General features: G+C 60.2%; 17 protein-coding genes and 2 tRNA genes. 9 read left to right on the forward strand and 10 right to left on the reverse strand.

Annotation, left to right across the window (positions count from 1 at the left end):
- The first annotated feature begins 134 nt into the window (after positions 1 to 134).
- The 3 genes from ACA046_RS23135 (at position 135) to ACA046_RS23145 (ending at position 4,142) form a co-directional block, all read left to right on the forward strand.
- A complete protein-coding gene (locus ACA046_RS23135; protein WP_497675069.1) occupies positions 135 to 653 on the forward strand; it encodes a sigma-70 family RNA polymerase sigma factor in 519 nt (172 codons plus the stop codon).
- A 7-nt stretch (positions 654 to 660) separates the two neighbouring features.
- The gene (locus ACA046_RS23140; RefSeq protein ID WP_497675070.1) at positions 661 to 1,641 is read left to right on the forward strand and encodes a FecR family protein; all 981 of its coding nucleotides are present in this window, start codon (positions 661 to 663) and stop codon (positions 1,639 to 1,641) included.
- Between the two features lie 77 nt (positions 1,642 to 1,718).
- On the forward strand, positions 1,719 to 4,142 hold the full coding sequence (locus ACA046_RS23145; protein ID WP_459022739.1) for a TonB-dependent siderophore receptor: 2,424 nt from the start codon (positions 1,719 to 1,721) through the stop codon (positions 4,140 to 4,142).
- A gap of 147 nt (positions 4,143 to 4,289) precedes the next feature.
- On the opposite strand, the gene ACA046_RS23150 is transcribed toward ACA046_RS23145, so the two are convergent.
- A tRNA-Asp gene (locus ACA046_RS23150) sits at positions 4,290 to 4,366 on the reverse strand.
- A gap of 19 nt (positions 4,367 to 4,385) precedes the next feature.
- A tRNA-Val gene (locus ACA046_RS23155) sits at positions 4,386 to 4,461 on the reverse strand.
- A 161-nt stretch (positions 4,462 to 4,622) separates the two neighbouring features.
- Here ACA046_RS23155 and rdgC point away from each other — a divergent pair.
- The 3 genes from rdgC to sugE all read left to right on the forward strand — a co-directional run bounded on the left by rdgC (position 4,623) and on the right by sugE (position 7,084).
- A complete protein-coding gene (gene rdgC / locus ACA046_RS23160; protein ID WP_008430455.1) occupies positions 4,623 to 5,543 on the forward strand; it encodes a recombination-associated protein RdgC in 921 nt (306 codons plus the stop codon).
- Between the two features lie 155 nt (positions 5,544 to 5,698).
- Positions 5,699 to 6,664, forward strand: a complete 966-nt coding sequence (locus ACA046_RS23165) for a bile acid:sodium symporter family protein (RefSeq protein ID WP_459022741.1) — start codon at positions 5,699 to 5,701, stop codon at positions 6,662 to 6,664.
- A gap of 105 nt (positions 6,665 to 6,769) precedes the next feature.
- Positions 6,770 to 7,084, forward strand: coding sequence for a quaternary ammonium compound efflux SMR transporter SugE (sugE, locus tag ACA046_RS23170; protein ID WP_003190128.1), 315 nt, complete (start codon positions 6,770 to 6,772; stop codon positions 7,082 to 7,084).
- Positions 7,085 to 7,171: 87 nt separating this feature from the next.
- Here sugE and ACA046_RS23175 read toward each other — a convergent pair whose 3' ends face one another.
- The 4 genes from ACA046_RS23175 to ACA046_RS23190 form a co-directional block, all read right to left on the reverse strand.
- Positions 7,172 to 9,046, reverse strand: coding sequence for an MFS transporter (locus ACA046_RS23175; protein ID WP_459022744.1), 1,875 nt, complete (start codon positions 9,044 to 9,046; stop codon positions 7,172 to 7,174).
- Positions 9,047 to 9,115: 69 nt separating this feature from the next.
- Entirely contained in the window at positions 9,116 to 10,270 is a 1,155-nt protein-coding gene (locus tag ACA046_RS23180) for a TDT family transporter (RefSeq protein WP_076015277.1), read from the reverse strand.
- Between the two features lie 106 nt (positions 10,271 to 10,376).
- Positions 10,377 to 10,688, reverse strand: coding sequence for a cupin domain-containing protein (locus ACA046_RS23185; protein WP_076015276.1), 312 nt, complete (start codon positions 10,686 to 10,688; stop codon positions 10,377 to 10,379).
- Positions 10,689 to 10,729: 41 nt separating this feature from the next.
- On the reverse strand, positions 10,730 to 11,923 hold the full coding sequence (locus ACA046_RS23190) for an MFS transporter (protein ID WP_497675071.1): 1,194 nt from the start codon (positions 11,921 to 11,923) through the stop codon (positions 10,730 to 10,732).
- Positions 11,924 to 12,014: 91 nt separating this feature from the next.
- Here ACA046_RS23190 and ACA046_RS23195 point away from each other — a divergent pair, with 91 nt between their 5' ends.
- On the forward strand, positions 12,015 to 12,560 hold the full coding sequence (locus ACA046_RS23195) for a TetR/AcrR family transcriptional regulator (protein ID WP_497675072.1): 546 nt from the start codon (positions 12,015 to 12,017) through the stop codon (positions 12,558 to 12,560).
- Positions 12,561 to 13,391: 831 nt separating this feature from the next.
- Here ACA046_RS23195 and ACA046_RS23200 read toward each other — a convergent pair.
- The 4 genes from ACA046_RS23200 to ACA046_RS23215 all read right to left on the reverse strand — a co-directional run bounded on the left by ACA046_RS23200 (position 13,392) and on the right by ACA046_RS23215 (position 16,576).
- Positions 13,392 to 14,171 carry an ABC transporter permease gene (locus tag ACA046_RS23200; RefSeq protein ID WP_003217229.1) on the reverse strand — a complete coding sequence of 260 codons (780 nt, stop codon included), beginning with the start codon at positions 14,169 to 14,171 and terminating at the stop codon, positions 13,392 to 13,394.
- Positions 14,168 to 15,100: an ABC transporter ATP-binding protein gene (locus ACA046_RS23205; protein WP_076015272.1), complete on the reverse strand. Its 933-nt coding sequence runs from the start codon at positions 15,098 to 15,100 to the stop codon at positions 14,168 to 14,170. Before ACA046_RS23205 ends, ACA046_RS23200 begins: the two co-directional genes overlap by 4 nt.
- A gap of 135 nt (positions 15,101 to 15,235) precedes the next feature.
- On the reverse strand, positions 15,236 to 15,859 hold the full coding sequence (locus tag ACA046_RS23210) for a glutathione S-transferase family protein (RefSeq protein WP_497675073.1): 624 nt from the start codon (positions 15,857 to 15,859) through the stop codon (positions 15,236 to 15,238).
- 57 nt (positions 15,860 to 15,916) lie between these two features.
- Positions 15,917 to 16,576: a transglutaminase-like domain-containing protein gene (locus ACA046_RS23215; protein ID WP_497675074.1), complete on the reverse strand. Its 660-nt coding sequence runs from the start codon at positions 16,574 to 16,576 to the stop codon at positions 15,917 to 15,919.
- A 192-nt stretch (positions 16,577 to 16,768) separates the two neighbouring features.
- Here ACA046_RS23215 and ACA046_RS23220 point away from each other — a divergent pair, with 192 nt between their 5' ends.
- Entirely contained in the window at positions 16,769 to 19,216 is a 2,448-nt protein-coding gene (locus ACA046_RS23220; RefSeq protein ID WP_497675075.1) for an acyl-CoA dehydrogenase, read from the forward strand.
- 74 nt (positions 19,217 to 19,290) lie between these two features.
- Positions 19,291 to 19,698, forward strand: coding sequence for a PA2817 family protein (locus ACA046_RS23225; protein WP_003217220.1), 408 nt, complete (start codon positions 19,291 to 19,293; stop codon positions 19,696 to 19,698).
- Positions 19,699 to 19,785 lie beyond the last annotated feature (87 nt).

The raw sequence follows: 19,785 nt of genomic DNA on the forward strand, positions 1-19,785 counted from the left end.
TTAAAATATTTTGCCTTCGACCCTGCGAACCCCGCAAAACCGGCGTTTTGCGCGCAAACGCGAGTCTATTGCGTTTGCACAAGCCTTGGCCCCACAATTAACAATTATTCTCAATAACACCTGAGCCGCGCCTTATGCCTGTGGGTGAACCGCCGTTCCAACGGGAGATTACCGAGCTGTACAGCGAGCATCACGGCTGGCTGTTCACTTGGTTGCGCCGAAAACTGGGTTGTACCCACAACGCCGCCGACGTGGCGCAGGACACCTTTGCACGGATTCTGCACGCACGGGAGTCGGTGACCGGCATCCGCGAGCCCCGCGCCTATTTAAGCACCACCGCCAGGCGGCTGATCATCGACCAGGCCCGGCGCAAGCAGATTGAGCACGCCTACCTTCAGGAACTGATGCTGACGGTGGAAACCCTGGAGGGTTTTCAGTCGCCGGAACAGATCCACACCACCCTGGAAGCCCTTGAGCACATCGCCTTCATTCTTGAAGGCATGCACGACAATGTGCGTCAGGCGTTTGTGCTGTATTACCTCGAAGACCTGACCCAGCAGCAAATCGCCCGCCACCTGAAATTGTCGGAACGTACGGTACGCAAGTATTTGATCCAGGCCCTGCTGCATTGCAGCCACAGCGTGGATATCTGAACCGCACATGCCCGCCTCCCGCCAACAGATCGACGAACAAGCCGCCGAATGGATGATTCGTCTGCACGAAGGCGAATTGACCGAGGCCCAGCGGCAGGCGTTCGAGCGCTGGAAGCAGCAAAGCCCGCAACACGCGGCTTCAGCGGCGCGCATGGAAGACGTGATTGCGCGAGTGCAGGCCCTGCGTGGGCGAAAAGCACCGGCCCGGGCGGCCTTGAGCGCGGCCTTTCCTCGGCAGGGGAAAGCCCGCAAAAATTACGTCCGCGCGTTGGTATTGGCCTGCAGCCTGGCCCTTCCCGCCGCGGCGCTGCTCTACAGCCCTTACCCGCAACAGTGGATGGCCGATGTGCACAACGGCCCCGGCGAATGGAAAACCCTGCGCCTGGCAGACGGCTCCACGCTGACCTTGAACGGCATCAGTGCGGCGAACCTGTATTTCGACAGCCGGCAGCGGCGCATTGAACTGCTGCAAGGCGAGATCCTGGTGGAAGTGGCCCACGACGGCGACCGTCCGTTTGTGGTGCAGACGGCCCAGGGCTCCCTGCGTGCGCTGGGTACGCGGTTTGTGGTCAGGCGCGAAGGTGATGTCACCGTACTGAGCATGCTCGAATCCCGCGTTGCCGCCCAAAGCGCGAATGGCCAGCAGACGCTGGAAGTGGACGCAGGCTCGCAGGCGCGGCTCAGCAAGGATGCCGTGCGCCTCTCCGGCAGCATCGATACGGCGAGCATCAATGGGGCCTGGCGCCGCCATCAACTGGTGGTGGACAACCGGCCGTTGCCGGAAGTGCTGGATGAGATCGCCCGCCACCGCTCGGGCCACTTGCAGTTTGATCGAGCCGCACTGGCAAATCTCAAGGTCTCGGCGGTACTTCCCCTGGGTGACACCGACCGCACCTTGCAGATGCTGGCTCAAACCCTGCCGATCAAGCTGAAAACCTTTACCCCATGGCTGATAATTGTCAGCCCGGATACCGAGAGCAAAAAATAATTATTCGCATTGCTTCCGCTTTTTTTCGGGTTGCCCGTCAAGGAAGGTATATCGATGACTAAAGGACTGCCCTCACCATGCCCTTCCCTTCCAAGCCTCGCAGACGCCTGCTGAGCAGCGCGCCGCTGACCCTCACACTGCTCGCGACGACGCTGCTCAATACCCACTTGGCCCAGGCCGACACGGTAAACGTTGCGGCCCAAGCCTACGACATACCTGCAGGGCCGCTGGGCGCCACACTCAACCAGTTCGCCCAGCAAGCGGGCGTGGCCATTGTGTTCCAGTCCCAGAACCTGCAGGGGCTGAATGGGCCGGGGTTGAAAGGCACTTATAGCGTGGACGCAGGGTTCGACAGGCTGTTACAGGGCAGCGGCTACCGCGTGATCAAAAGTGATCAGGTGTACGCGCTGGAAGCTAACCCCGCGGCTACCGACGCCATGGAACTGGGCCCGACGCAGGTAAGCGCCAACCAGTTGGGCAACGTCACCGAAGGCACTGATTCCTACACCCCAGGCAGCATCGCGACGGCGACGCGGCTGGTGCTGACTCCCAAGGAAACCCCGCAATCGGTGACCGTCGTCACCCGCAAACACATGGATGACTTCGGTCTGAATAACGTCGACGACGTGATGCGCCACACCCCGGGCATCACCGTTTCGGCCTTCGACACCGACCGCACCAACTACTACGCCCGCGGTTTCTCCATCAACAACTTCCAGTACGATGGCATTCCTTCCACCGCGCGCAACGTCGCCTATTCAGCGGGTAATACCCTGAGCGACATGGCGATCTATGATCGGGTCGAAGTGCTTAAAGGCGCCACGGGTCTGCTCACCGGTGCCGGCTCGCTGGGCGCCACGATCAATCTGGTGCGCAAGAAACCCACGGCTGACTTCCAGGGCCATGCCAGCCTCGGCGCGGGCTCCTGGGACAACTATCGCAGCGAACTGGACGTCAGCGGCCCGATGACCGAAAGCGGCAACGTGCGTGGCCGGGCCGTCGCGGCGTATCAGGACAAGCGCTCGTTCATGGACCGTTACTCGCGCAAAAGCCCGGTGTACTACGGCATCATGGAATTCGACCTGTCCCCAGACACGATGCTGACCGTGGGCGGCGATTATCAGGACAGCCTGCCCACCGCCTCAAGCTGGTCCGGCAGCTTCCCGCTGATCAACGCCAATGGCGATCGCAATAGCGTAAAGCGCTCGTTTAACAACGCGGCCAATTGGAGCAGTTGGGAGCAATACACCCGCACCGCCTTCGCCATGCTCGAGCATGACTTGGGTAATGGCTGGGTCACCAAGTTGCAACTGGATCACAAGATCAACGGCTACCATGCACTGATGGGCTCGATCCAGGGCGATGAGCCACGGGCAGATGGCACCGCACATATCACTTCGGGCAAATACACCGGGGAGACTGTCAGCGACTCCGCCGACCTGTATGCCAGCGGCCCGTTCAGCTTGGGCGGCCGCGAGCATGAGCTGGTGGTGGGCGGCTCCATCGGCATTTCGGACTGGAACGGCAAGGGTTACTGGAACCTCACCCCCAACATGGTGGACTTCAATAACTGGCACGGCCACGCCACACAACCCGATTGGGGCGCGCCGCAGCAATATATCGACGACACCATTCGCCAGACCGGCGCCTATATGACCACGCGCCTGAACCTGGCCGATGACCTGAAGCTGCTGCTCGGTGGCCGCGTGGTCAATTACCACCTGACCGGCAATAACCCGTCCTACCGCGAGACCGGACGCTTCGTACCGTATGTCGGCGTGGTGTACGACCTGAATGACACCTACTCGGTCTACGCCAGCTACACCGATATCTTCATGCCCCAGGAGAACTACAACCGCGACCGGCAAAACCAGTTGCTTGAGCCGGACGAAGGCCAAAACTACGAGCTGGGCATGAAGGCTGATTTCTTCGACGGACGCCTGAACGCCAGCGCGGCGTACTTCGAGATCCATGAAAACAACCGCGCCGTTTCCGACGACGACTACAACAACCTGAAACCTACGCCGCAGAACTATGCCTACAAAGGCACGAAGGCCGTCACCAAGGGCTACGAGCTTGAAGTGTCCGGCGAGTTGAGCCCGGGCTGGCAGATTCAGGCCGGCTACACCCACAAGGTGGTGCGTGACGACCAGGACCTGAAGATTTCCACGTTCGAGCCTGAAGACCAGGTCAAGCTGTACACCACTTATAAGCTCAAAGGCGACCTGGACAAGCTGACCGTCGGCGGTGGCGTGCGCTGGCAAAGCGTGGGTTGGCAGGACATCTACAACAACCCCCATGGCGGTTATGAAGAATTCTCCCAAGAGGCATACTGGCTGGTGGACCTGATGACCCGCTACCAGATCACCAAGAACGTGTCGGCGACGCTGAACGTCAACAACATCTTCGACAAGTCCTACTACACCAACATCGGTTTCTATAACTCCGCGGCTTATGGTGAGCCGCGCAACTTTATGGTCACCACCCGCTGGGATTTCTAAACCCAATAAAAAACGCCCCCGATCACTGCACATGATCGGGGGCGTTTTTTAGACCGGCGGTTTTAGCAAACCCCAGACAGCAAAAAGCCCGCTCAATGAGCGGGCTTCCTGTGGTACCTGGCGTTCAGCGTTCCAGGTGACCGAATATGGCGCAGCGGACGGGACTCGAACCCGCGACCCCCGGCGTGACAGGCCGGTATTCTAACCGACTGAACTACCGCTGCGCGTAACACTGGAAGCGAATGGTGGGTGATGACGGGATCGAACCGCCGACATTCTGCTTGTAAGGCAGACGCTCTCCCAGCTGAGCTAATCACCCTTCACTTTCGGTGTGGCGCGCATTCTACGGAGCGACCCATGGTCTGGCAAGCACTTTCTTAAATAATTTTTTTCAGGCCTTCCAATGGCTTAGCGAGGGTTGGCCTATGACGCCATGAGGAGAATAATGCCCCCCTTTGTATATAAGGAGAGACTCACCCCATGTGGTTCAAAAACCTGCTTATCTATCGCCTGACCCAAGATCTGCCTGTTGATGCCGAGGCGTTGGAAACTGCACTGGCCACCAAACTGGCGCGCCCTTGTGCAAGCCAGGAGTTGACCACTTACGGTTTCGTCGCCCCTTTCGGTAAAGGCGAAGACGCGCCACTGGTGCACGTCAGCGGTGATTTCCTGCTGATCGCTGCGCGCAAGGAAGAACGTATCCTGCCGGGCAGCGTGGTGCGTGATGCGGTGAAGGAAAAGGTCGAAGAGATCGAAGCCGAGCAAATGCGCAAGGTCTACAAAAAGGAACGCGACCAGATCAAGGATGAAATCATCCAGGCCTTCCTGCCGCGTGCGTTTATCCGTCGCTCGTCGACCTTTGCCGCCATCGCGCCGAAACAGGGCCTGATCCTGGTGAACTCCGCCAGCCCGAAACGCGCCGAAGACCTGCTGTCCACCCTGCGTGAAGTGATCGGCACCCTGCCGGTACGTCCGCTGACCGTGAAAACCGCGCCAACCGCGATCATGACCGACTGGGTCACCACCCAGAAGCCGGCCGATGACTTCTTCGTCCTCGACGAATGCGAACTGCGCGACACCCACGAAGACGGCGGCATCGTGCGCTGCAAACGCCAGGACCTGACCGGCGAAGAGATCCAGCTGCACCTGACCACCGGCAAAGTCGTGACCCAATTGTCCCTGGCCTGGCAGGACAAGCTGTCCTTCATGCTGGACGACAAAATGACCGTCAAGCGCCTGAAGTTCGAAGACCTGCTGCAGGATCAGGCGGAACAGGACGGCGGCGACGAAGCACTGGGCCAACAGGACGCCAGCTTTACCCTGATGATGCTGACGTTTGGCGACTTCCTGCCGGCGTTGGTGGAAGCACTGGGTGGCGAAGAGACCCCACAAGGCATCTAAAGCCTTGTGAAGATCAAATTGTGGGAGCGGGCTTGCTCGCGAAGGCGGTGTGTCAGCCAAGAAGGTATCAACTGACAGGACGCCTTCGCGAGCAAGCCCGCTCCCACATTTGATCGCATTTGCACTTCCAAAATCGAATAACAAGGACCAACCCCATGCGCGCACTCGCCACCTTGAGCCGTTTTGTCGGCAATACCTTCGCCTACTGGGTGCTGATTTTTGCCGTGGTTGCGTTCCTGCAACCCGACTGGTTTATCGGCCTGAAAGGCGCCATCGTGCCGCTGTTGGGCCTGGTGATGTTCGGCATGGGGCTGACCCTCAAACTTGAAGATTTCGCTGAAGTCGCGCGCCACCCGTGGCGCGTGGCATTGGGTGTGGTCGCGCATTTCGTGATCATGCCCGGCGTGGCCTGGCTGCTGTGCCAGGTCTTTCACCTGCCACCGGAAATTGCCGTGGGCGTGATCCTCGTCGGCTGTTGCCCGAGCGGCACGTCCTCCAACGTCATGACCTGGCTGGCCCGGGGCGACCTGGCCCTGTCGGTGGCCATCGCCGCCGTCACCACCCTCCTCGCCCCGCTGCTGACGCCCGCGCTGATCTGGCTGCTGGCCTCGGCCTGGTTGCCGGTGTCGTTCATGGAGTTGTTCTGGTCGATCCTGCAAGTGGTGCTGTTGCCGATCGTGCTCGGTGTGGTGGCGCAGCGGTTGCTAGGCGCCCGGGTACGGCACGCGGTGGAGGTATTGCCGCTGGTGTCGGTGGTCAGCATCGTGGCGATCGTGGCCGCCGTGGTGGCGGCCAGCCAGGCGAAGATTGCCGAGTCGGGCCTGCTGATCATGGCGGTGGTGATCCTGCATAACACCTTTGGTTTCCTGCTGGGCTACTTCACCGGCCGCGTGTTCGGCCTGCCGCTGGCGCAACGCAAATCCCTGTCGCTGGAAGTGGGCATGCAGAACTCCGGCCTGGGCGCCGCGTTGGCGAGTGCGCATTTTTCGCCGCTGGCTGCGGTGCCGAGTGCGCTGTTCAGCGTCTGGCACAATATTTCCGGGGCTTTGTTATCGACGTACTTCCGGCGGATGAGCGAAAAGGAAGATCGCGAACTGTTGGCGAGCAAGTCCGAAACTTGATCACCTGATCAATATTCGGCACTCTACCGGGCTTCGCGGGGACGACCTCGCGACGCAATCAAGCGATTAATCCGGGGACGACCCCACCTTGGAAGGGAGGTCATCATGTCCTGGATCATTCTGTTTTTTGCCGGACTGTTTGAAGTCGGCTGGGCCGTCGGACTGAAGTACACCGACGGTTTCAGCAAGCCACTGCCCACGGCCCTGACGATTGCCGCCATGGCCGTCAGCCTCGGGCTACTGGGGCTGGCCATGAAGGAACTGCCACTGGGTACCGCCTATGCCATCTGGACCGGAGTCGGTGCGGTGGGCACGGTGATTGCCGGGATTATCCTGTTCGGGGAATCCATGGCGTTGTTTCGCCTGGCCAGTGTGGCGTTGATTATCTGCGGGCTCATTGGGCTCAAGATCAGCGCTTAGGCCACTACCGCCTTCGCGGGCAAGCCCGCTCCCACATTTGTGTGGGAGCGGGCTTGCTCGCGAAGAGGCCCTCAAACACACCAAAAACTACCTGACACCCCCGCGCAATTCCCCCACCAACCCATGCAACGCCTCAGGCGTCGCCGCCTCCACCGTCACCGGCGCACCGGCCACCAAGGTCACCCGCGACCAGATCCGGTGAAAGAAACCCTTGTTTGGGTCACGACTGAAGAAACTCCCCCACAACCCCTGCAACGCCATCGGAATCACCGGCACCGGCGTCTCTCCAAGAATCCGCGTCACGCCGCTTCGGAATTCGTTCATCTCGCCATCGGAAGTCAGCTTGCCTTCCGGAAAGATGCACACCAGTTCACCGTCTTTCAGATAGTGAGCAATCCGCTGGAACGCCTTTTCGTAGATCTGAATGTCCTCATGCCGTCCGGCAATCGGAATCGCTCCGGCGGTACGGAAGATGAAGTTCAGCACCGGCAGACGGTAGATCTTGTAGTACATGACAAAGCGAATCGGCCGACGCACCGAACCGGCAATCAACAGCGCGTCGACAAACGACACGTGATTGCACACCAGCAATGCCGCGCCCTCGTCCGGGATCAGCTCAAGGTTTTTATGCTCGACCCGGTACATGGAGTGGCCGAGCAGCCAGATCATGAAACGCATGGTGAATTCGGGCACGATCTTGAAGATGTAGGTGTTGACTGCGATGTTCAGCAGCGACACCACCAGGAACAACTCGGGGATCGTCAGCTTGGCCATGCTCAGCAAGACGATCGACACAATCGCCGAGACCACCATGAACAACGCATTGAGGATGTTGTTGGCCGCGATCACCCGCGCCCGCTCGTTCTCGGCGGTACGCGACTGGATCAGTGCGTACAGCGGCACGATATAGAAACCGCCGAATACGCCGAGGCCGAGGATATCGAACAACACCCACCACGCCTGGCCGTAGCTCAGCACGGCGATCCAGTCATTCGCCTGGACGTTCTGCGGGAAGCCGCCGGAATGCCACCACAGCAGCAGGCCGAACACGGTCAAACCGAACGAGCCGAACGGCACCAGGCCGATCTCGACTTTGCGCCCGGAGAGCTTCTCGCACAGCATCGAACCCAGGGCGATGCCCACCGAGAACACCGTGAGGATCAGCGTGACCACGGTTTCGTCGCCGTACATCCATTCCTTGGCGTAGGCCGGGATTTGCGTCAGGTAGATCGCGCCGACAAACCAGAACCACGAGTTGCCGACAATCGAGCGCGACACCGCCGGCGTCTGCCCCAGGCCCAGCTTGAGGGTGGCCCAGGACTGGCTGAAGATGTTCCAGTTCAGGCGCATCTCGGGGCTGGAAGCCGCCGCGCGGGGAATGCTGCGGCTGGCCAGGTAACCCAGCACCGCGATGCCGACGATGGCGGTGGAGACTACCGGCGCGTAATGGGTGGAAGACATCATGATCCCGGCGCCGATAGTGCCGGCCAGAATCGCGAGGAACGTGCCCATCTCCACCAGGCCGTTGCCGCCCACCAGCTCATCTTCGTGCAACGCCTGGGGCATGATCGAGTACTTCACCGGCCCGAACAGGGCCGAGTGGGTGCCCATGGCAAACAGCGCCAGCAGCATCAGTTCCAGGTGGTTGAACATGAAGCCCACCGCGCCCACCGACATGATCACGATCTCGCCGATCTTGATCAGCCGGATCAGCGCGTCCTTGTTGAACTTCTCGCCAAACTGCCCGGCCAGGGCCGAGAACAGGAAGAACGGCAGGATAAACAGCAAGGCGCAGAGGTTGACCCAGATCGAGCGGTCGCCCTCGATGCTCAGCTTGTAGAGAATCGCCAGGATCAACGACTGCTTGAAGATATTGTCGTTGAACGCCCCAAGAGACTGGGTAATGAAGAACGGCAGGAAACGCCGTTTGCGCAGCAATGTGAATTGCGAGGGGTGGCTCATCGTCCGTGTTCCTGCGTGGCCTGAAGACTGTTATTGGTTTTTCCAGGCCACGACTTTACCTAATCCCGCTTACTTATTCGCTAGTCCTGCAATGCACGGCGATACAAAAAGCTCACCTTTATAGGCACCTTGCACCGTGCGCTTGGCAACGATCAGCCACATCAGCGCCAGCGCCGCCACCAGCACACTGCCGACGATACTGAAGAAACCCAGGTGCAAGGTGCTCGCCAGTTTCAGCGTGGCCAGCGAGTACACGCCCAACGGGAAGGTAAAACCCCACCAGCCAAGGTTGAACGGAATGCCGGCCCGCAGGTAACGCACGGTGATCAGCACCGCGATCAACATCCACCACAAGCCGAATCCCCACAGGGTGATCCCAGCCACCAGGCCAATGCCGTTGGCCATCTCGCCAACACCGGGCAAGCCATTTGCCGCAAAGATGGCCGGTGCATCACCGCCCAACACCAGCATGCCCAAAGCGCCGGTGCCGATGGGGCCGAGGGCCAGCCAGCTCGACGCGGCCATATTGGCGTGGGGCAGTTTATGCAAGGCCATGCGCAGCATCAGGATGGTCAGGATGCTGAACGCCACCGGCAGGGAAAACGCCCACAACACGTAGCTGGTCACCAGCATCACCAGTTGCGAATGGGCATCGGCCAGGTGCGGCGCCAGCAGGCCACCACTGGCAGCGGCGACTTCAGCAGCCACCACCGGCAACAGCCATACGGCGGTCATCTGGTCGATGCTGTGTTCCTGGCGGGTGAACATCATGAACGGGATCAACACCCCGCAGGCCAGGGCCATCGCCACGTCCAGCCACCACAGCACCTCGGCCAGCTGTACCACGCCATCGCCCCAGCGCGGTAGGCCGAATACCAGGAAGCCATTGATGATGGTCGCCAGGCCCATGGGAATGGTGCCGAAGAACATCGACACCGTGGAGTGCCCGAAAATACGCCGTGCCTCGTGGAAAAACATTACCCAGCGCGCCGCGTACAGCACGCTGAACAACACAAACAGGCCGATGGTAAACAGCCACAGCCCTTCGGCGACGGCATGCAGCCCTGGCACGCTGACCGGCAATTGCGCCAGCGCCAACGCCAGCACTCCGGTGCCCATGGTGGCGGCAAACCAGTTGGGGGTGAACTGTCGAATCACTTCCCGGGGACGGGTCAGGTGACTGAAAGGTTTCAAGCTGCTGTGAAGGGTATTGGGGCAAGTCATGGTGAATTCCTCTTCCTCGCATGAGGTTGAGACCATGGTAGAACCCAATCGAATATCTATATAACGGGTAATATCTCTAACTGTTATCTGTTTTGTAGATATACAGTCAAACACTGCCTTCGGATTCAATCACCAGAATCCGTGCCGGGCCCTGTGGATGGGCCACATGCTCGGTGCCGACGCTGGCGTAGAAGATGTCACCGACGTGCAGCAAGACGATCTGCTCGGTGCCGTTTTCGCGATAGTGCATCTGCACCTGGCCGTCGAGCACTACGAACACTTCTTCCCCGTCATTGACGTGCCAGCGGTACGGCTGGTCGGTCCAGTGCAACCGGGTGGTGATGCCGTTCATGTTGGCGATGTCCAGCGCCTCCCAGGCGCGGCTGCCGGTGAAGTCCTTGCTGCGGATGATCTTCATGTGTGAATCCCAAGGCGTACGGGTGGCGGATTATTACCGAATCAATTGCCCGCCGTCGCCCTGCTCCGCGCCAAATCCTGCAATAGCAACGCCACCAACGCGCCGAGCGCCAATACGATCAGCACCACGCCGTAACCGTCGGTGGTGGCGATCAAGCCGAAGGTGCGCGTCAAGTTGCCCGCCAACAGCGACGGCACGCAAAACGCCAGGTAACTCAGCACATAGAACGCCGACATCAAGCCGGCCCGCTCATGGGGCAAGGCCAACGGTAAAACGCTGCGCAGTGCGCCGAGGAATCCCGAACCAAAGCCTGCGCCAGCGATCAGCGTGGCCATGAAGAACAACGGTAGGCTGGCGCTATGGACGGCCGTAAGAATCAGTGCAACCCCCACCGCCAACAACACGGCGCCCAACCTCAGGACCTTGTCTGCGGGGCGGTTGCGCAGGCTGAAAATCATCACCGCCCCGCTCAGCGTCAACACCGCGACCAGCCCGCCGCCGATCAGGTTCGAGGTGGACCCAGTCGCTGCCCGCACCAGCGAGGGCGCCAGGGACAGGTAAAAACCGCCCATGGCCCACACCGCCACATCTACCGGCAACGAGATCCACAGCGCACGACGCGCCTGGGGCGGCACATGCAAGGTGGGCCACAGTGAGGCCAGTGCGCCTGGAATCCGGCTCACCGTTTCCGGCAGGCGCCAGACGTAGAGTGCCTGCAGCATCATCAACACGAGCAGGGTCCAGTAAATCAACGTGGTCGGCATTGGCGCGAACTCCACCAGCAGGCTGCAGCCCATAGCGCCACAGGCCATGCCCAACAAAGGCGCTACGCTGTTGATCAGCGGGCCTTGCTGGCGGTCGGTGTCGAGCAGCGCGGCGCCCAATACGGCGGTGGCCATACCGGTGGCAAAGCCTTGTACAGTGCGAGCGGCAATCAGCCAGCCAACGCTGTCGGCATTGATAAACAGCAACATCGCCAGCATATCGAGGAGCAGCGCGGCAAAAATCACCGGCTTGCGCCCCAGGTGGTCCGACAGTGAACCCACGGTCAGCAGGGCAGCCAGCAGGCTCAAGGCGTAGACGCCGAACACCAGGGTCAGCATTGCCGCCGAAAAATGCAGGCCTTCCTGATAGAGGTGGTACAACGGCGTCGGCGCGCTGGAGGCGGCGAGGAACGTGAGCAAGGTGATCGCGAGAAACACCAGGCTGGAACGATGGGAAGTAACGCTGGACATGGGCACGCTCCGCTAAAGCTAATATTTTGCTTTTGCGGAGTGTGCTACTGGATGGCGCTTAAAGCAAATTCTTTGTGTTAAGGTTTTACGCATGGCGATAAAAGAAGGGCTCCGCCCGGGGGGCCGTAGTGCCCGGGTTCAGGAATCAGTGCATTCGGCGGTGCGTGAATTGCTCGACGAGCAGGACCGTTCCAGCGTGACCGTGCCGCAGATAGCCACGCGCGCCGGGGTCACGCCCTCGACCATCTACCGCCGTTGGGGTGACCTTGCTGCGCTGTTGGCGGATGTCGCCATGGCTCGTCTGCGACCGGACAGTGAGCCGGCTGACACTGGCAGCCTGCGCGGAGACCTGCGGGCCTGGGGTGAGCAATATCGCGATGAAATGAGCTCGGATCTTGGCCGGGAGATGATGCGCGATGTGCAATGCAGCCAGGCGCCGGGGTATTGCGTGGGGATCCTTACCGGGCAGTTGGAGACGATCCTGGAACGTTACTCCATCGACGCCGGCACTTTGCCCAGCGTGGATCGGCTGATTAATCTGATCGTCGCGCCCACTGTGTTTCGCAGTTTGTTTTCTACTGTACCGTTGGAGGTTGAGGAGCTGCATGAGCTGATTGAGTTGGCGTTGGGGGGGTGAGGTGGTTTTTGGGTTTGGGTGTATATCCGTTGCTGCGGTAACGGCCGCCTATGGTTCCGCTCTTACAGCGGCTCACTTTTGAAAAGCGCAAAAGTAAGCAAAACGCTTTTGCCCCACCACTCGGCACCTCGCCTAGGCTCGGTGTGCCCTCACTCCGGCTTTGGACCGTGGGCCGCCGTCATGGGCCATCCCTGGCCCAGGACGGCTAACCTGGCGTCCTGCCAGGTTACCCACGCTCCAAAGCCTGCGTTCGGCCAGCGTGGTTTAACGGGGCGCCTAAGATCAAGATCAAAAGCAGATCAAGAGCACAGCGGCCTACAGGCCGGCTTGAGTGTGGTGAAGCAAAGGCACAAACCAAATCAAAAGCGGGCACGGTCCAAATGTGGGAGCGGGCTTGCTCGCGAAGGTCGTTAACGATGACGCTGGCATTCTGGATGAACGCGGCGGTCTCAGGTTTTTCGCGAGCAAGCTCGCTCCTACAGAGAAGGAAGCCGGCCGGGAGGCCGCTGTGCTTTTGCTTTTGATTTTGATCTGACTGCCCCATTCAGCCCGAGGCCGAACGCAGGCAGTGCGGAGCGGGTAAACCGGCAGGACGCCGGTTTAGCCGCGCCGGGCCATGGATGGCCCGTCGCGGCGGCCCGCTTCGCGGTGCCGGAGTGAGGGAACACCGAGCCTAGGCGAGGTGCCGACAGGCGGGGCAGAGCGTTTTGGTTACTTTTGACTGGGCCGGCATTCCGGCTTTTCAAAAGTGACCCGCTGTAAGAGCGGAACCCTAAGCGGCCGTTACCGAAGAAACGGATATGTACTCCCCCAAAAACGCAAAATCAACGCTTAGGTGCGCATCCCACGCCCACTCACCAGCAACCGCGCACACCCCACATACAGCACCACAGTCGCCACCAGCATAAACGTGATCGCCACACTGATCTTGATATCCGAAACGCCCAAGATGCCATACCGAAACGCGTTAACCATATGCAACACCGGGTTAGCCAACGACACCGTCTGCCAGAACGGCGGCAGCAACGTGATCGAATAAAACACCCCACCCAGGTACGTCAACGGCGTCAGCACAAACGTCGGAATAATCGAAATATCATCAAAGTTGCGCGCAAACACCGCGTTGATGAAGCCCAGCAACGAAAAGATCGTCGCCGTCAGCACCACCACCAGCAAAGTGATCCCCAGGTGATGCACCTGCAAATGGGTAAAGAACAACGACAGCAACGTCACAATCACCCCAACCATCAACCCGCGCAGCACGCCGCCCAGGGTGTAGCCGATCAGAATCGTATGAGGCGACACCGGCGACACCATCAATTCCTCGATGGAACGCTGGAACTTGCTGCCAAAGAAACTCGACACCACGTTGCCATAGGAGTTAGTGATCACCGACATCATGATCAACCCCGGCACGATGTATTCCATATAGGTGAAACCACCCATATCACCAATCTGCCGACCAATCAGGTTGCCGAAGATCACAAAGTACAAAACCATGGTGATCGCCGGCGGCAGCAGGGTCTGCGGCCAGATTCGGGTGAAGCGCTTCACTTCGCGGTAGACGATGGTCTGCAGCGCGACAAGGTTGGGTTGCAGTTCCGAACTCATACCGCCACCTTCGCCAGATTTTTCTCCACCAGGGACACGAACAACTCCTCAAGGCGATTGGTTTTGTTACGCAGGCTCAGCACTTCGATGTTCTGGGTGGCCAACTGGCCGAACAACGCGGTGATGCCCACGGCTTTGTCTACCTGGACTTCCAGGGTGTGGCTGTCCACCAGGCGATTCGGGTAGCCGATCAGCTGGGGCGCAACCGTCATGTCGTTTTTCAGGTCGAGCAGGAAGGTCTCGACGTGCAACTGGCTCAGCAGTGAACGCATGCTGGTGTTTTCGACGATGGTGCCGTGGTCGATGATGCCGATGTTGCGGCACAGCTGCTCAGCCTCTTCCAGGTAGTGGGTGGTGAGGATGATGGTGATGCCTTTCTGGTTCAGCTCGGTGAGGAAGGTCCACATCGAGCGACGCAGTTCGATGTCCACACCCGCCGTCGGTTCGTCGAGGATCAGCAGGCGCGGTTCGTGAACCAGGGCGCGGGCGATCATCAGACGGCGCTTCATGCCGCCGGACAGGGAGCGTGAAGGCACGTCGCGCTTGTCCCACAACCCCAGTTGCGTGAGGTATTGCTCGGCACGTTCCTTGGCGATCTTCGGCGGGATGCCGTAGTAACCGGCTTGGGTCACAACGATGTCGAAGGTCTTTTCGAACTGGTTGAAGTTGAACTCCTGGGGCACCACACCAATGCTGCGCTTGAGCGCCGCCGGGGATTTATCCAGGTCGTGGCCAAAGATATTCACCGTGCCGCTGGTCTTGTTGACCAGGGTCGAGAGAATACCGATGGTGGTGGATTTGCCGGCGCCGTTGGGGCCGAGCAAGGCGAAGAAATCACCTTCGGCGACGTCCAGATCGATACCACTCAGGGCCTGGAAACCGTTGCCGTAGGTTTTGGTTAGCTGCCGGATGGACAGAGCGGAACTCATATCTGATTACGCACCAAAGAAGAGGAATAGAATTGTTACATGAGGGCAGACCGCACGGAATACAACGGCTGCGCGTGACAAGCATGGTGCTTGTCCGCGCCGCACAAGTACAGTCACCCGTATTAATAGTGGGTATCAGGTCAACGCGGTCATGACCGATTTTTGATAGGCCAGGCGCTGGCGCAGGCGCTGGTACCAGTCCTCCAGATTCGGCATCGACGGGCGCTCGATGGGCATTTCGAACCAGGCATAAATGAAGCTGCCCAAGGGAATGTCGCCCATGCCGATCTCGCTGCCGGACAGGTACGGTTGCGTGTCCAGGGCCTGCTCCACGGTTTGCAGCACGTCGATACAGGTTTGGCGCCCGGCGTGGATGGTGTCCCAGTTCTGCTTTTCAGAAGGGGTACGCAGTACGCCCCAGAACACGGTCTTGAAGGGTTCGGCCAGGGTCGAGGTGGTCCAGTCCATCCACTTTTCAGCGTTGGCGCGGGCTTGCAGGTCGCCGGGGTACCAATTCGAATCCGGTGCATGTTTGGCAGCCAGATAGCGCACGATGGTGTTGGATTCCCACAGCACAAAGTCGCCATCTTCAATCATCGGCACGCGGCCATTGGGGTTCAACGCGCGGTACTGCGGCGTGTCGACCACACCAAAAGCCCCGCCCGCATCAATTGCCTCATAGTCCAGGCCGAGTTCCTCGGCGCACCACAGTGCTTTCCTGACATTTGACGAATTTTTACGACCCCAGATTTTCAGCATGACCGCCCCGATTTTGAAAAAGATGGTTGGATGAATGCCGGGGCAGCATACGCCGGATCACGTCCGGCTTAAATCACTCTGCATGTCCCCCAGCAACATCGGCATCTGCTCGCCAAACAGGTGTGGGTAACATTTTTGAATGTGGGCAAAGAAGAATTCTTCGGGCACCTCGGCGAACTGCCCATGGTCCACCACATACTCCATGGAGCGCTGGCCCTTGCGGTTGAAGGCGTGGAAGACACTGTCGTGGATGCCGTCGAACTCCAGGGGCGGCACGTCGAACAGTTCACACAGTTGCTGGTTGAACGCGGGCGTGGCCTTGACCCAACGGCCGTCCAGATATAGCTCGGTGTAGCCGTGCATGGCAAATACGTCACTTCTGAGCAGTTCAATCAAACGCGGCGTCGAGAGGTGGTTGCGCACGTCAGCCAGGCCGATGCGTGCCGGAATCCCGCAGTGCCTTGCACATGCCGCCAACAGCGTCGCCTTGGGCACGCAATAACTCTCGCCGGCCGCCAGGGCGAAGCTGCCGCTGAGGGTTTGCGGGTCGCGGCTGAACGTGTAGGGGTTGTAGCGCACCGCCTCGCGAACGGCGTAGTAAAGACTGACTGCCTGGTCACGGGGCGCGGCACTCGAACCGCGATGTTTTTCGGCGAACTCCACCACCGCAGGGTGGTCACTATCGATGAAGCGGCCGGGATTCAAGTACGCATTCATGAGGTTAATCTCAGATAGCAAACCCTGAGTCTAACCACAGGCCTGCACCTGGGATAACGACGATTCGGCCAATTGTCGGCGCCTGGTGCTGATCATTGCCGGCACACCACGTAACACCCTCGTCACCCCGCTTGTTCGGATGCCGACTAAGCTCTGAGGTGATTTCGCATCTGGTTTCACGGAGGATTGAATATGCTGTTGTTGTGGATACTGGTTCTGGTGGTGGGCATTGCCTACCTGGCGCACCGGCGCATCGCGCCCCTGCCCGCCATCGGCGTGGTCGCCGTCTACCTATTGGCGATGGGCGCCTTCAGCCACGCACCAGGCTGGTTGCTGCTGATCTTCTGGGTGCTGATCGCCGTGGTGGCCGCCCCGCTGCTGCTGCCTGACCTGCGTCGCAAGTACTTCACCGCGCCGCTGTTCAACTGGTTCCAGAAAGTCCTGCCGCCGATGTCCGAGACCGAGCGCGACGCCATCGACGCCGGCACCGTGTGGTGGGACGGCGAGCTGTTCAGCGGCCGCCCCGACTGGGACAAGCTGCTGGCTTATCCCAAGGCGCAACTGACCGAAGAAGAACAAGCCTTCATCGACGGTCCCACCGAAGAACTCTGCGCCATGGTCACCGACTGGGAAATCGGCCAGGCCATGGACCTACCGCCTGCCGCCTGGGAACACATCAAGCAGCATGGCTTTTTTGCGCTGATCATCCCCAAGGAGTTCGGCGGCAAGGGCTTCTCCGCCTACGCCCACTCCCAGGTCGCGATGAAGCTGGCGACCCGCAGCGGCGACCTCGCCTCCACGGTCATGGTGCCCAACTCCCTCGGCCCCGCCGAATTGCTGCTGCACTACGGCACCGATGAACAACGCAACCATTACCTGCCACGCCTGGCCCGTGGCGACGATATCCCGTGTTTTGCCCTGACCGGTCCGCTGGCCGGCTCCGACGCCGGCTCCATGCCCGACACCGGGGTAATCTGCAAAGGCGAATGGGAAGGCAAGGAAACCCTCGGCCTGCGCCTGAACTGGGAAAAACGCTACATCACCCTCGGCCCGGTGGCGACCTTGCTTGGCCTGGCCTTCAAGGCCCACGACCCGGACCATCTGTTGGGCGACAAAGAAGACCTCGGCATCAGCCTCGCGCTGATCCCCACCGACACACCGGGCGTTGAAATTGGCCGCCGTCACCTGCCACTGGGTGCCGCGTTCATGAACGGCCCCAACTCCGGCAAGGACGTGTTCATTCCCCTGGAGTTCCTGATCGGTGGCCAGGAAATGCTCGGCAAGGGCTGGATGATGCTGATGAACTGCCTGTCGGTAGGCCGTTCGATTTCCCTGCCAGCAGTTGGCACCGGCGCGGCCAAGTTCACCAGCCTGGTGACCGGTCAATATGCCCAGGTGCGCGAGCAGTTCAACGTACCGCTGGCGGCCTTTGAAGGCATCCAGGAAGCCCTGGCCCGCATCGGCGGTAACGCGTGGCTGATGGACAGCGCGCGAATGCTCACCGCCAATGCCGTCGACCTGGGGGAAAAACCCTCGGTGCTGTCGGCGATCCTCAAGTACCACCTGACCGAACGCGGCCGCGAGTGCATCAGCCATGCAATGGATGTGCACGGCGGCAAGGGCATCATCATGGGGCCCAACAACTACCTGGGCCGCAGCTGGCAAGGCGCGCCGATCTTCATCACCGTGGAAGGCGCGAATATCCTCTCGCGCAACCTGATGATCTTCGGCCAGGGTGCGATTCGTTGCCATCCGTTCGTACTCAAGGAAATGGCCCTGGCCGGTCGCGAAGACCATGACCAGGCCCTTAAGGAATTCGACGGACTGCTGCTGCAGCACATCGGGTTTGCCGTGAGCAACGCCGCCAGCACCCTGGTGTTGAACCTCGGTTTCGGCCACTTCGAAAAAGCCCCGGGCAACCGCTTGAGCCAGGGCTACTTCCGCGCACTCAACCGTCAGGCCGCTGCGTTCGCAATGCTGGCTGACCTGAGCATGATGCTGCTGGGCGGCGAATTGAAACGTCGCGAACGCCTGTCGGCGCGCCTCGGTGACGTGCTGAGCCATATGTACCTGGCGTCGGCGGCGCTCAAGCGTTATCACGACCTGGATTCGCCAGACCACCTGGAACCGCTGTTCGCCTGGGCCATGGAAGAAAGCCTGGGCCACTCCGAGCGTGCACTGGACGAACTGCTGACCAACTTCCCGAGCAAGGCGCTGGGTTGCCTGTTGCGGGTGATCGTGTTCCCGCTCGGTCGTCGCCATAAGGGCCCGTCCGATGCGCTGGATGCAGAAGTGGCCGCGGTGATTGGTCGCGCCAAGGGTGACCCGGCCCTGGAAGCAGTGCTGGCGGGCTGCTATCGCCCACAGTCCGCAGAAGATCCGGTGGGCGCCCTGCAACATGCCTACGACCTGTTGGCCGACAGCCATCTATTGCAGAAAAAACTCCACGAAGGCCTCAAGAGCGGCCAGGTCAAACCGACCGCAGGCGAACATGCGATCGACGCCGCGCTGCATGCCGGCGTGCTGCAACCGGCCGAGGCGCAAACCCTGCGTGACGCCGAAGCAGCGCGACGCAAGGTGATCGACGTGGATGATTTCAGCAAGGAAGAGCTGAGCCAGGCTGAGGGAAAAGTCCGCTGAGTCCAGCGGTCATATAAAAACGGGCGCTTGAGCTATATACTCTCGCGCCCGTTTTGCTCTTGAGGACTTATCTCGTGTCCAATGTCGTTGCCGATCATCTCGTCTTGCTCGACCACCTGCGCAGCATCCTGGTTGCCGTCGGCGAAGCCGAACAGGTTCCCGAGGAAAGCCACCTTCTGTTCCTGGAGCGCTTCGATGAACTGCGCGCCCTGCTGCCGATCGACCCGATCGAAAGCCAGTACCTGGGCCAGGACATGATGAGCCAGGTCATCCTGCGCTACCCGCAAATTGCTCACCTGGTGCCGCGCGACCTGCTGTGGTTCTTCGGTGGCGACTGCCTGCACTTCATGCCCGATGACGAGCTGGACCTGTACCAGGCCCTGGAAGAGCGTCGCTTCGAAGCTGAACAGAACGACGAACCGTTCGACTGGAACCAGGAAAAGCAGTTGTTGGCCATGTCCAATGACCAGCCCAAGCACTAACACGGGCCGACTGTAGGAGCGAGCTTGCTCGCGAAGGACTCAAAGGCGCCGCGTGCATTCAGGATGCACGCGTTATCGTTAACGTCC

The sequence above is a fragment of the Pseudomonas sp. LBUM1641 genome (genome assembly GCF_059716235.1).